This window comes from Pirellulales bacterium (genome assembly GCA_019694455.1).
In the GTDB taxonomy this organism is placed as follows: domain Bacteria; phylum Planctomycetota; class Planctomycetia; order Pirellulales; family JAEUIK01; genus JAIBBY01.
On record JAIBBY010000006.1, the window covers coordinates 110,279 to 123,089 of the forward strand.

The following is a 12,811-nucleotide window of genomic DNA, read 5'->3' on the forward strand; positions in this document are numbered from 1 at the left end:
TCGATGCATCGAAGGATTCGCCGCTGGGCGTGCGCGCGCTGTGCTGCGCGCTGCGGGGCCCTGGCGTTGCTGCTGGTCTTGGCGAGTAGTTGGGCTCCGCCGGCGCGCGCCGATTATTGGACCGCCGCGGTGACGGGGGATTCACAGGCCGATAGTTACGCCTTCCTGATGCCGCAGGAAATGATGCGCGTCGGTTTGCCGCCGCTGTACTTTCGTGTCACTTCGGGCGGAGCCACTTCATCGATCTACCTGGGGCAGGAAACCGACACCCACGCAACGCCGCCACGAGCTCATAACTTCGCTGCGGACGCGATTGCTGGCGGCGCGGACGTAGTGCTGGTCACGCTGGGAGACAACGAGGCGTTTCGCAACCAGTTTGAGCAGTACGAAAGCAACATGATCGAGATCGTCTCGCAATTAATGCAAGTCCTGCCGCCGGAGCGGATTGTGCTGTCGACGAATATTCCGATTCTCGACAACCCCGACAAGCCATATTACGCGGAGGCGGGCGCGAGACTGCGCGATCAATTCAATCCGTTTGTGCGCGAGCTTGCGGCGGCGACTGGCGCGTCGCTGGTCGATTTGGAAACGACCATTCAGCAGCAGCCCGATTGGCAGAGTTGGTACAGCGAGGACATTGTTCATCCCGGCTTTATCCATTTGTGGGCACGGCAAGGACAAGATTTTCCGGGCTTGCGCTTTGTCGCCTCGCAATTCTCCGAGAAGATCGCGTCCATCTTCGCGGCGGAGCAAAACACCAACAGCGTGCCCGAGCCAGCAACATGGACACTGTTGGCGCTTGCGCCGACCGTGTGGCTGGCGGCGCGACGTGGCGGTCGGCGCGGCGCGTCAGGTTAGATCGAGGTATTCTTTGCGGCTGAAGATCCACATCGCCAAGAGCAGGCCGCCGATGGCCAGGCCCAGCAGGGCTTGAGCGCCCGCCGGCGCCGATACGGGCACAAACCACTGTGGATCGGGCATGCTCATGCCGTGCTCGGCGCCGAGGTCGTACATCATCGAGCGGGCGTAAAAGTTGACCGCAATGCGCTTGATGAGGCCGGGCATGTTGCCGAGAAAGAACTCCATGAAGAGCGAATAGATGAGCGCCACGATCGTCGAATGGCGAAAGGCCACGGCGAAGAGGTGAAACAAGGCGACATAGGCCAGCGTCATAAAGAAAACGGGCGACAAATAGAGGGAGAAGGCCATCTCACCCACCTGGCCGGCCAGCTTGCAATAGAGCCAGTAGCTGCCGATCACCAGGCCCAGCACCAACGGCAACGTGGCGACCAGCTTGGCCAAGAGCACCAAGGGGCGCGGGATGGGGCGCACCAGGAGAAACAAGAGCGTGCGATCCTCGCGGTCGCCGCCGATGCTGGTGGTGGCGTAGGCCAGGGCGCAAATCGGCACCACGAACGACGTAAACAGAAAGACCATGAACTCGGTGCTGAAGGCGTTGAACGAGCGGTCGATTTCGGGATAGTCGTAGCGTCGCCGAATAAGAAACAGCGCGCAGCCCGCCAGGGGCAACATCACCATCAGCGTGTTGCTGGACCACAGCAGCCGCGTGAAGGACAACATCACCAGGGCCGACCAGGCGCGCAGCAGCTTCATGGCGATCCTTGTTCCAGGTAGTTGAACACCGCGTCGGCTCCGGCGTCGAGCGTTTGCAGTTGCTCGACTTCGATGCCTTGTTCGAGCACCAGTTCGGCAATTGTCGCAAAGAAGCCGAGCGGTTGGCGGGTGCGCACCGTCAGCGCGTCGCCGCGTAACTCGACCGACTCGACGGCGGGGGTTTCGACCAAGAGCGCCGCCAAGCGGCGCGGCGGCCGAGCGACGATGCGCACGACGAATGGCTGATCTTCGAGCAAGTTGCGGATTTCGCTCAGCGTGCCAGAAGCGACGATCCGCCCTCGGGCGATCATGATAATCGCATCGGTGAGCTGTTCGACCTCGCCGAGGATATGGCTGGACACCAGGATGGTCTTGCCGCGCTCGGCAAGCTGCGTCAGCAGTTGGCTGATATCGCGGCGGCCACCGGGATCGATGCCGGTCATGGGTTCGTCGAGCAAGAGGATTTCCGGGTCATGGACGAGCGCTTGCGCCAGCTTGATGCGTTGCCGCATGCCATGGCTGCAACCGCCGATGCGGCGATTGGCGCGGTCGAGCATGCCAGTTTCGGCCAGCGCGGTTTCGCTGCGCTGGCGCGCCTCGCTGGCGGTGAAGCCGTAGAGCCGCGCCATCATCTCGACAAAGTCGCGGCCGGTCATCTCTTCATAGAAGTTGTTGATGTCGGGGCTGAAGCCAAGATGCGCCTTGGCGGCGGTGGACCAGGACCGGTGGTCGCCAATGCGGACTTCGCCGAGACTGGGGCGGAGTTGGCCGCTGGCCAGCTTCATCAGCGTGGATTTGCCGGCGCCATTGGCGCCGAACAGGCCCGTGATACCGGGACCGATGCGGCAGCTAATGTCGTTGACGCCAATGACGGCGCCGTAGAACTTGGTGACGTTTTCGAAGTTGAGCCACATGCGAGCGCGTTCCGATCAGGTGACGATGTCGACGGCGCGCACGCGGCGCGCCAAGGCCACTAGCGCCACGGAGCAGGCCACGGCCAGGATGCCGAGCGCCCATAATTCGCGGTTGAGTTCTTCTGTGCCGGCGTAGGCGCCAAAGCACAACTTGCCGACATAACGAATGTTGCGCCACGGATCGAGCAGCCCCCAGTATTGATTGCCGGTGGCGTCGATCAGTTGATTGGCCATGGTGGCCAACATGACAAACAGGCTCGACCAGGTGATGGCGATTGGCGCCATGCGCTGGAGGTAGGCCGAGAGCGTGACGAGCAGAATCGAAAGCACCACGCAGAGCACGACGCCATAGGTGATTACGCTTACCGGCACTCGCCAGTTGTCGCGAAAGTAGTCGAGCGAACTGGTGAACATGCCGTACTCGACGAACAGCGCCAGCGCCGGAATGGTGGTCATCAGCGACACCACGGCGCTGATCGCCAACAGCTTGCCGACAATATAGTGCCGACGGTCGATGCGCCGCGAAAGATAGAACGGCATGGAGTTGAAGCGAAAATCAGCGCCGACAAGCAGGCTGCCGGAGAAGGCGAGCAAGATCATCACCACGATGCTTTGCCGCTGCATGAACTCGATGTAGCCGTTCTCCGAGGCGTCGGTAGGATTGGCGCTAAAGCCGAAACCGCGCAGCAAGTTCTCTTGCGCTCGCTGCGGGATTTGAAACTGCGTGACAGCGTAAATGACCGACCAAAAGAGGAGGAAATTGAGCAGCCCCAGACCGATGACGACCCAATAGGCGCGGCGACGAAACACTTGCAGCAGCCCCACGCGCACGATGGCGCCGCAGGCTAACCAGGGAGAGTGAAGCTGGCCGTGCCAGCCATGATAGTGCGCGTTGTCGATGCCCATGCTACTGGTTTGCCGTTCCGCGATTTGAGTTGGAGGCGAGTTGCGACGTGCCGTGGGCGGCGTCGGTCACGCGAAAGAAGATTCTGGACAGGTCTTCTTCTTCCGGCCGGAGATCGGTCAGGACCACGTGGCAGTCGCGAGCCAGTTCGAAGAAGCGGCGCGTGTTCCAGCCGCCCGGCACCGTCACCACGGATTCGAGGTCGGACCCATTGGCGGCGACCCGCGCGCCGGCGCGTTCTAACGCGGCGCGAAAGCTGCGCGAACTGGCGGTTTCCTGCCAGGCGACTTCGTAGCGATCGGTGGCGACGCCGCGCAACTCTTCCATACGGCCGGAGCGCATTACGCGACCACGATCGAGCACTACGATTTGTTCGCAGAGCCGTTCGATGTCTCCCAACAGGTGCGTGCAGAGGATGAGACTTTTGCCGGTCTCGGCGATCAGGTCTTCGATCAGCCGCAACATGGCCACGCGGCCGGCGGGGTCGAGCCCGTTGGTGGGTTCGTCGAGCAGCAGCAATTGCGGATCGTGGACGAGCGCGGCGGCCAGCTTGAGTCGCTGCACGTTGCCGGTGGAGTATTCTTCCAGTTGCCGATAGCGCAGCTCTCCCAAGCCGACGTAGTTGAGCACTTCGTGGGCGCGGCGCTTGGCGTCGCGATGGCTCATGCCATACAGGTCGCCGGCCAGCGTGACATATTCCACGCCTTTGAGCACGGGCACCAGCGCAGCGGCCTCTGGCATGTAGCCCACGCGGCCGCGCAGCGCGCTGCCGGAGCGGGTGATGTCGCAGCCGAGGATGGTTCCCTGGCCGGTATCGGGCGCCAGCAATCCCAGCAAGATCTTGAGCAGGGTGGACTTGCCGGCGCCGTTGTTGCCAACCAGACCAATGGTTCCCGGCTCCAAGGCCAGTGTGACATCGCTGAGCGCTTGGGTGGGTCCAAAGCTGCGACTGACGTGTTGGATATCGACAAGCGGCATGGAGGCGCCGAAGGAATGACCTGCGATGAGCGCGCCGGCAACGGCTCGGCATGCGCTGGCACGGCGCCATCGGGGCGCCGGATCGCCCCTTATTCTACCGAGTTGGTCCAGTCGGCGTGAGTTGCGCGTGGGACCAGCAATTGGCGGCGAATCGGCGATTATTTCTTGTCGAGCAACTCTTTGAGTAGCGCGGCCAGCAAGGCGGCGTCGTCTTTTTTCACCAGTTGGTCAATTCTGGTTTTGGGAACTTTGAGCTTTTCGAGCGCGCCGACGATGTTTTTCCAAACGCGGGCTCGGCCCTTCCCCTCGGCGAGATAGAGGTCGGTGACGTTTTCGCCCAGCCGCTGAAGCAGGATTTCGTCCTGATTCTTGTAATAGTTGCGGATGATCTTTTCTTGGTACTTGCTGCGTTCTGCCATTGCTGGATTCGCCTCTCAATTCGTTCCGTGTTCTGCGCCAGTACCCTAGCCGAAATGACATGCGCGCGGCAAGGCATTTTGGCCACGGTTGAAGGCGAGCGCATTGGCTCATAAAATCGACCCGCCATGGCCATCCTGCGTAATTTTCCGACAGTTGGGGGGCGCCGTTGAGCGACGCGCCGCGCCCCGCCAGTTCGCGTCATTTGCGGCTGATTTGCTCAGCCACTTGCGGGGCATGGGGCGTTCTTGTCGCGGCCATCCTGTTGGGCCTGTTCACCCGCTGGTCGTACCTCGCCGCGCCGGTAGCGCTCGATGACCTTGATTTTTTCGTGCAGATTGGCTTGGTGCGCACCGGCCGTTGGCCGTTGGGGTTCTTCGTCCTGGCGCCGCAGGGACCGCACCCGATGGCGCTGTGGAAACTGTTGTACTTTGGCGAATGGCTGGCGTTTGGCATCGACACCGCCGGCTACCGCGTCGTGATGTCGATCGTGCATGGACTTTCGTCGACGCTGCTGTTTTTGCTGCTGCGGCGGTATGGCGCCGCGACCGTCGCTGCCTGGTGCGGCGCGCTGGTCTTCGCCGGCGCCGCGATCGGCGGCTGGGACAATCCGCTCTCGTGGCTGATGTGCGGCATGATTCCGCTGGCGATTTTGTTCTTTCTGGCGGCTATGGTGTGCGTGACTCGGCTCACCGGCGCGCATGCGGGCCGCTGGACGCTGCTGCTGGCGACAGCTACCGCCTGTTCGCTCTTGAGTTGGGGCAATATGGTGGCGCTGTTGCCGGCGGCGCCGGCGCAGTTTTTTTGGTTGGAACACGCGCCGTGGAATCGGCAAACTCGGCGGCGAATTGGCTGGGGGTGGCTGGCGCCGTATCTGATCTTTGGCGCGGTGCAGGTGGCGATCTTGATCCCGCAGATGGGGCGCGAAGAGCGGCAGCGAGCGTTCGCGCCGCTGGACGTGGCGTACCGTACGGTCGGGCAGGCGAGCGTGGCCGCGGCTACGCTCGTCTATGGGCAGGTGCTTTCGCCCGAGCGCCAAGCGCTGGGCCCCAAACTATTGCTGGCGGCGATTGCGCTGCCGTTGGCTTTGGCCACCGCGTCGGCGGGCCTGTGGCGGCTTTTGCTGCTTTTGATCGGCGTGGTGACGATCAACCTGCTGTTGGTGAATTTTGGGGGCGCCTCTGTCGAATTCGACAGCGCGCTGAGCTCGGGACGCTACCTTTATATCCCCACGTTGATGTGGGCGGTCGCCGCCGCGACGATTTTCGATTTTGGCGTACGAAAGGGGCGCGTGGCGCCCGCCAGCGCTTGGCCGCTGGCAGCCGTGGTGGTGATCTCGCTATTCGCGTGGCATCAGCGTGGGGTCGCCCGCGAGACGCGCGCGCAATTTGAGCTAGTGGGTCGATCGACGACGCTGGCGCTGGAAGCGCAGCGCCGGCTACTGCGCGGACTGGACCATCGCGCAGCGGCAGCGCGGGCGCCGATACCCGACTTGCCGGTGCTGTTGGCGAACCCAAGCCATCTTTTATGGACGACATCGATGTTTGCCGCCGCCTGCGACCGTGGGCATACCTATGACGCGCGAATTGTGCCAGCGGACTCGGCGGCGGTGATTCATCCTGCGATTGCGGTACTGCGCGAGACGTCCGTGCCGCACGCAACCGATTGGGCGAACCTTTGGGAGCAGGCGGCGCCCGATTTTCGCGCGATGGCGTGGCTATCGCGTTACGCCGTGCAAGAGAAGAAGGTGATTCGCCTACCGAAGTTCTGGTTCACGCATGGAGCAATTCGCTACCCTAGCGATCAGCTTGTCGCCTGGGGGTTCGCGGCGCCGCTAGCGAACCTGCAGGTCACGGCCGAGCTGGCGCCAATTAGCGCCGAATGGTTGTCGCTGGCCCAAGAGTTGGACATGCTCGACGCGCCCGAGGCGCGAGGCTGGGCCGCGCTCTTGAGGCAGTTGGCGGCCGAGTCACGCGGGGCGCAGAGAGTCGATAACGATTGAAGGGGGAAACGCTTGTCGCAGTCGGTACAGAGCACCGCGCCTAAGATCGCGCCTAAGATTTCATTGGCGGCGCCGGCCTACAACGAAGAGGCCGGCATCGCCGATGTGGTTCGCGAGTGGCACGCGGCGATGGCCGCGGCTGGCATCGCGGCCGAGTTCGTGATTTGCAACGACGGCAGCACGGATCGCACTGGACAAGTCCTGGCGGAGTTGTCGCGAGATGTACCGGGACTGCGAGTAGTGGGGGGCGCCACCAATCACGGCTATGGGCACGCGCTGACCAGCGCGATTGCGGCGTGCCGAGGGAAATACATCGCCACCATCGATTCCGATGGGCAATTTGATCCGGCCGACATACCAACATTCTTGCGCGCGATCGAGGCGGGCGGATGCGACGCGGCGGTCGGTTATCGGGTGCAGAAGCGCGATACGCCGCTGCGCGTGATCGCGGATCGCGCCTTGAACCGGATTGTGCGATTCTTGTTTGACACGCGGCTGCGCGACACCAATTGCGCGCTGAAGGTGGTGCGGCGCGAGCTATTGCAGTCGCTGCGCTTGGAGGCGAGCGGGTTTCCGCTGCCAACGGAGATGTGCATCAAGCTCGAAGCGACCGGCGCGCGCTGCGTGGAATGCCCGGTGCGGCATCGCGAACGGGCGGCGGGGGAGAGCAAGCTCAAGGTGTGGCGGACCGGCTGGCGGATGATGCGGTTTTTGCTCTACCTGCACAGGCGGCGCCGATTGTTCCGGCGCGGCATCTTGCGCGAGTTTTAGAACCTGGGTCGTCAAGCTGGCGGGCTGCGCGGGGGGCGGATAGTGTTAGTACAAGTGAGCAACGCGCCCCTTTTGGCAATGGCATCGCATGTCGGCTGAACACGCAGAATTGACCGGAGTGATTCTGGCCGCCGGCAAGGGAAGCCGCATGGCGCAGCTTCCGTCGAACCTGCCTAAGTGCGTGTTGCCGGTCTTGGGCAAGCCGATCTTGTACCACCAATTGGAGTTGATGGCGGGGCTGGGCATTCGCTCGGCGCACATTGTGGTGGGGCATCGCGGATTTGAGGTGGTGCGCGAGATCGAGCGGCTGCCCAACCCTGGCGTGGCGATCCACTATGTGGAGCAGCAAGAGACACTCGGCATCGCGCATTGCGTGGGCTGTTTGGAGCCGCTAATCGATCAGCCGTTCTTGCTGATGCTGGGCGACATCTATCTGCGGGCGCCGCGCATCGACGCGATGTTGCGCCGCTGGCGCGAGAGTCAGCTTGACGCGGCATTGGCGGCGATCCACGAGGAGAACAAGGAAGCGCTACGGCGAAATTTTTGCATCGTCGAGAACGCGGAAGGGCTCGTGAAGCGAGTCGTGGAAAAGCCGCGCTATCCGATGACCAACCTCAAAGGGGTGGGAGTTTACTTGTTCACGCCCGTGGTGTTTGACGCCGTGCGCCGCACGCCGCGCACCGCAATGCGCGACGAGTACGAAATCACCGATAGCATCCAGATCATGATCGACGATGGGCACCGCGTGGGGGCGGCCACCTGCATTGACGCCGACATCAACCTGACTTTTCCGCGCGACCTCTTGGCGGTGAACCTGGCCGCGCTGGCGGAACGGCGCCAAGCGAACCACATCGAGCCCGGCTCGATGGTCGAGTCGTCGGCCGCGCTCGACTCGTGCGTGATCGGCCATGGCGCGACCATTGGCGCGGGCGCGCGGCTGCGCGAAACTCTAGTGTTTGGCGAGGCGACCGTGCCGGCCGGAGTGGAGCTAACGCGGGCGATTGTGACCACGCAAGGCGTAGCGACGGTGTAAGCCGGAGGAGTTGGCGCCAACATGAATCGCCGAGCTTTAGTCACAGGGGGGGCGGGGTTTATTGGCAGCCACCTCGCGACGGCGCTATCCGACGAGGGCTGGCAAACCCGCGTGCTCGATGATCTATCGGTGGGCCGGCGCGAAAAGGTCGATCCGCGAGCGGAGTTGACCATAGGGGACATCCGCAACAGCGACGCTTGCCGACGCGCGTGCGAAGCGGTCGACACGGTGTTTCACCTGGCGGCGCGCGTTTCGATTCGCCATTCGGTGGCGACATTCGTCGATGACGCCGAGGTGAACCTGCTCGGCACGCTGCGCTTGTTGGCGGCGGCGGGCGCGGCAGGGGTGCGGCGATTCGTGTTCACCAGCAGCATGGCGGTGTACGCCGATGGCCTGCCCGAAGTCTTGGTTGACGAAGGACACAAATTGGCGCCGCTGAGCCCGTATGGGGTGGGCAAGATGGCGGCCGAAGAGTATGTGCGGATGATGGCGCCACGGTTGGGCCTGGAGCCGGTCGTGCTGCGCTTGTTCAACACCTATGGCGCCGGGCAGGGTTATACGCCGTATGTGGGCGTGGCCACGATCTTCATCACGCGGATTCTGCAAGGCGAGTCTTGCGTGATTTTTGGCGATGGCCAGCAGCGGCGCGACTTTACCCATGTGACCGATGTGACGCAGGCGCTGCTGTTGGCGGCCGACGCGCGGCACGCCGCCGGAGCGACCATGAATATCGGCACGGGGATCGGAACCAGCGTCAGCGAATTGGCGGAGCTGATCCGCACGCGACTCGGCCGAGGCCGCTTTGATCACGCCGAGCGCGACGTGACCGAACTGCGCTATAGCGTGGCGGACATCGCGCGGGCGAAGAAGCTATTGGGCTATGCGCCGCGCTATCGGCTGGAAGATCGACTCGATGAGGTGATCGACTCGATCCGCGCGCAACCGATTAGTTGAAGTCGTGCGGGCCGTGCAGCGAGGCGTGCAGCTTGTTGAGCGCCTCGGTTTCGATTTGACGGACGCGCTCGCGGGTGAGGCCAAGCGACTCGCCAATTTCCTTGAGCGTGTGCGCCTGTTGATCGTGCAGGCCAAACCGCATGCGGAGCACGGTCGCCTCGCGAGAGTCCATCGTCTCCAGCATGCCGAGCACCTGATGCAGCGCGTCGCTTTCGACCAGCTCGTCTTCGGGATTCTTGGCGCGCTCGTCCATCACCATCTCGCCGAGCGACCAGCCCGCCTCGGCCTGATCGGTTTGAGGGGTGGAGTTGTAAATGCGAATCGCCTTCTTGATGATCGGCAGTTTGTTGCGCGGCAGGCCGAGGACGCGGGCGACTTCTTCCGGGGTGGGGGTGCGGCCCAGTTCTTCGGTCAGGCGACTTGAGGCGCGGCGCCACTTGGAGAGCAGTTCGACCATGTAGGCCGGAATGCGAATGGTCTTGGCGGTGTTGATGAGCGCCCGCTTGATCGACTGCTTGATCCAATAGCTGGCGTAGGTGCTGAAGCGGGTGCCCATGGCGGGGTCGAACCCTTCGACCGCGCGCAGCAGGCCGAGGTTGCCCTCTTCGATCAGGTCTTGCAGGGCCAGCCCCTTGCCGCTGTAGCCGCGGGCGATGTTGACCACCAGCCGCAGATTAGCGCGGACCATCTGGTCGCGAGCGGCGGTGTCTCCCTCGCCAATCCGGACTGCGAGTTGCTGCTCCAACTCGGCGGTGAGCAGGGCCGTCTCGTTGATTTCGCGGAGATAGGTTTCGAGCGGTGATTGGACCGCCAGCGATGCTTTGCGACGGGTCTTGCTCATATAATTTCGTTGGGCGGCGCCAGTCTGTAGGTGCTATCAATGCCAGCATTCACATCGACGGGCTCGCGCGCGTTTCTGCACAGGCCGCACGGCGAGTCGCCGTGAACGGAATGTGAGTCGTGTTCGGGGGATAGCGATGAAACCGGCCCGTCCGACAACGACCGGCGACCGGGCCGCGTGGTACGATTTGAGCCATAAATGGCGCCGGTTGTGCCGATCGCGCCGCGCTTGGGCAGCGGCGACTGGCTGGGAGCCAATCGAAATGGATACCGCAATCCACAATGCGTTGGTCGATCGGCGACCGGCGCGGTGGCGATTGCCGCGTTGGAGCCTGCGCGGGCTCTTGGTGCTGGTCACGCTGACGGCAATGATCTTTGCCTTCTATGCAAGTTTTGTGCGCTCGAAACAGATTGAGGAACAGGCAATGAGCGAACTAACCTCGCACCTGCCGGGAGGCGTTAGGCTTGTGGTGGAGCGCGATTTGATTGGCCCGCCGCTCGTCAAACAGTGGCTGCCCCGACATCCGCTGTTGGTGCGGGTGACGCGCATCTCGGTGCATTCCGATGGGGCCGTGGGCATGCGGAGCGAGGCCGGTTTGCAGCACATTGAGACGGGCCTGACCGACGCGCAACTTGCCAAACTCGCTCAGCATCTGACCGATTTCTCCTACTTGAATAGCCTGTGTTTGGAAAGCGACCTAATCACTTGCGTCGGCTTGGCGCATTTGGCGCAGGTCAAACAACTGAAGCGGCTTGATCTGCGCTGCCCGCAGGTGACCGAAAGCGGCATCCGCCAGTTGGAAACGGCGATACCCGGCCTGCGCGTGTTCGACGATTGAGCGCGGCGCCGATTGCCGTTTACGGTCCGGCGGCGGCGGGCATGCGCTCGCCGGTTTCGCCCGTCTCGGGGACGATCTGTTCGTCGAGCGACAAGACATACATGGCCATGCCGGCGAGCATGAGCACAACGATGGCCCACACGCGCCAGTCTTTGTGCGGAGCGCGGCGTGGTTTTTGTTGATGGCCGTGGTGGGGTTGATTCATCGGAATCGGATCCTGGTTGTTGGTGTAGGCTTGCTGGGCGGCGCGGAGCGCTGCCGTCGTAAACTAGCTCATGCTGCTGAGGGCGCGCAACCGGCGGACGGTATGGGCCGTGTTTTCGATGGCAAAGTCGACTTCTTCCTCGGTATTGAACCGCCCCAAGCCAAAGCGGAGACTGGCGCGGGTGAGATCATCGGACAGGCCAATCGCCCGCAAGACGTGGCTCGGTTCGGGATTGGCCGAGGTGCAGGCGCTGCCGGAACTGACGGCCAGATCGCGCATGTTCATCATCAAGGCCTCGCCATCGACGTAGGCGAAGCTGAGATTGAGATTGCCGGCGAGGCGGAGACCTGGTTGGTCGAGCGCGGGGCCATTCACGGCCACCCCTTCGAGCGCGGTCATCAGCCCATGGGCCAGCCGATCGCGCAAGCTGGCGAGTCGGGCAGACTCGGCGGCAAGGTTTTCCAGGCACAATCCTAGCGCGGCGGCGAAGCCGACGATGCCGGGGACATTGAGCGTGCCGCTGCGAAAACCCCATTCCTGGCCACCGCCATCGACCAACGGTTGCAGCCGAACGCTGGGGGCGCGGCGGCGCACGTAGAGCGCGCCGATCCCTTTGGGACCATAAATCTTGTGGGCGGTGAAGCTCAACAGGTCGACTTGCAGCCGATCGACATCGACCGGCAGCTTGCCAACCGCCTGGGTGGCATCGCAGTGGAGCAGCACGCCGCGCTCGCGGCAGTGCCGGCCGATCTCGGCCAGCGGTTGAATGACGCCAATCTCGTTGTTGGCGAGCATGACGGAGACGAGACAGGTGTCGTCGCGCAAGGCATCGGCCACTTGCTGCGGATCGAGCCAGCCGCAGCGAGGACTGCCCATCTGCTGAGGCTGTAGAAGCGTGACCTCGTAGCCGCGGCGACTGAGCTTTTCGAGCGGATCGAGCACCGCGCGGTGCTCGGTGGTCACGCTCACCAAATGGCTGCCGCGTCGGCGGCGGCGCTCGGCCACGCCGCGAATGGCCAGGTTGTTGCTTTCGGTAGCGCCGCTGGTGAAGACGATTTCGCGCTCGCTGGCGCCGATGGTTTGGGCGATCTGGGCGCGCGCCGTCTCGACCGCCTCGTGCGCTTGATGGCCAAAGCTATGACTGGTGCTGCCGGCGTTGCCGTAGATCTCGCTCCAATAGGGCGCCATGGCCGCGACCACTTTGGGGTCGACCCGCGTGGTGGCGTGGTTGTCCATGTAGATCGGCAGGTCGATCACCGGGGCGCTCTGAGAATGCGATTTTGATACATACGTACAGTACGACAATTGACGCGCGGGCTCAACGCAATTTTTTGTACAAA

Annotated in this window: 14 protein-coding genes; 6 read left to right on the top strand and 8 right to left on the bottom strand. The window is 63.1% G+C overall.

Features of this window, described 5'->3' with window-relative positions; translation table 11 throughout:
- Positions 1-3: 3 nt before the first annotated feature.
- Entirely contained in the window at positions 4-858 is an 855-nt protein-coding gene (locus tag K1X71_04595; protein ID MBX7072403.1) for a hypothetical protein, read from the top strand.
- Here the strand turns inward: K1X71_04595 and K1X71_04600 are convergent.
- The 5 genes from K1X71_04600 to K1X71_04620 form a co-directional block, all read right to left on the bottom strand.
- The gene (locus tag K1X71_04600) at positions 850-1,614 is read right to left on the bottom strand and encodes an ABC transporter permease (protein ID MBX7072404.1); all 765 of its coding nucleotides are present in this window, start codon (positions 1,612-1,614) and stop codon (positions 850-852) included. The two genes, K1X71_04595 and K1X71_04600, sit on opposite strands and share 9 nt — an antisense overlap.
- Positions 1,611-2,528 (bottom strand): ABC transporter ATP-binding protein, encoded by a 918-nt coding sequence (locus tag K1X71_04605; GenBank protein ID MBX7072405.1) that lies wholly within the window; start codon positions 2,526-2,528, stop codon positions 1,611-1,613. The genes K1X71_04600 and K1X71_04605 overlap by 4 nt, the downstream gene beginning before the upstream one ends.
- A gap of 15 nt (positions 2,529-2,543) precedes the next feature.
- Positions 2,544-3,434, bottom strand: a complete 891-nt coding sequence (locus tag K1X71_04610; GenBank protein ID MBX7072406.1) for a hypothetical protein — start codon at positions 3,432-3,434, stop codon at positions 2,544-2,546.
- 1 nt (position 3,435) lies between these two features.
- Positions 3,436-4,410: an ABC transporter ATP-binding protein gene (locus K1X71_04615; protein MBX7072407.1), complete on the bottom strand. Its 975-nt coding sequence runs from the start codon at positions 4,408-4,410 to the stop codon at positions 3,436-3,438.
- Between the two features lie 158 nt (positions 4,411-4,568).
- Positions 4,569-4,829: a hypothetical protein gene (locus tag K1X71_04620; GenBank protein ID MBX7072408.1), complete on the bottom strand. Its 261-nt coding sequence runs from the start codon at positions 4,827-4,829 to the stop codon at positions 4,569-4,571.
- Positions 4,830-4,996: 167 nt separating this feature from the next.
- Between K1X71_04620 and K1X71_04625 the strand changes: the two genes are divergently transcribed.
- The 4 genes from K1X71_04625 (at position 4,997) to K1X71_04640 (ending at position 9,587) form a co-directional block, all read left to right on the top strand.
- Positions 4,997-6,829: a hypothetical protein gene (locus K1X71_04625; protein MBX7072409.1), complete on the top strand. Its 1,833-nt coding sequence runs from the start codon at positions 4,997-4,999 to the stop codon at positions 6,827-6,829.
- Between the two features lie 12 nt (positions 6,830-6,841).
- The gene (locus K1X71_04630) at positions 6,842-7,600 is read left to right on the top strand and encodes a glycosyltransferase family 2 protein (GenBank protein MBX7072410.1); all 759 of its coding nucleotides are present in this window, start codon (positions 6,842-6,844) and stop codon (positions 7,598-7,600) included.
- An 88-nt stretch (positions 7,601-7,688) separates the two neighbouring features.
- Positions 7,689-8,633 (top strand): NTP transferase domain-containing protein, encoded by a 945-nt coding sequence (locus tag K1X71_04635; protein MBX7072411.1) that lies wholly within the window; start codon positions 7,689-7,691, stop codon positions 8,631-8,633.
- Positions 8,634-8,654: 21 nt separating this feature from the next.
- Positions 8,655-9,587, top strand: a complete 933-nt coding sequence (locus K1X71_04640) for an NAD-dependent epimerase/dehydratase family protein (GenBank protein ID MBX7072412.1) — start codon at positions 8,655-8,657, stop codon at positions 9,585-9,587.
- Here the strand turns inward: K1X71_04640 and K1X71_04645 are convergent.
- Entirely contained in the window at positions 9,580-10,428 is an 849-nt protein-coding gene (locus K1X71_04645) for an RNA polymerase sigma factor RpoD/SigA (protein ID MBX7072413.1), read from the bottom strand. The genes K1X71_04640 and K1X71_04645 overlap by 8 nt on opposite strands.
- 262 nt (positions 10,429-10,690) lie before the next feature.
- On the opposite strand from K1X71_04645, the gene K1X71_04650 reads away from it, so the two are divergent.
- Positions 10,691-11,266: a hypothetical protein gene (locus tag K1X71_04650; GenBank protein ID MBX7072414.1), complete on the top strand. Its 576-nt coding sequence runs from the start codon at positions 10,691-10,693 to the stop codon at positions 11,264-11,266.
- Positions 11,267-11,285: 19 nt separating this feature from the next.
- Here K1X71_04650 and K1X71_04655 read toward each other — a convergent pair whose 3' ends face one another.
- Positions 11,286-11,471: a hypothetical protein gene (locus K1X71_04655; protein MBX7072415.1), complete on the bottom strand. Its 186-nt coding sequence runs from the start codon at positions 11,469-11,471 to the stop codon at positions 11,286-11,288.
- Between the two features lie 63 nt (positions 11,472-11,534).
- Positions 11,535-12,725 (bottom strand): aminotransferase class V-fold PLP-dependent enzyme, encoded by a 1,191-nt coding sequence (locus tag K1X71_04660; GenBank protein ID MBX7072416.1) that lies wholly within the window; start codon positions 12,723-12,725, stop codon positions 11,535-11,537.
- Positions 12,726-12,811 lie beyond the last annotated feature (86 nt).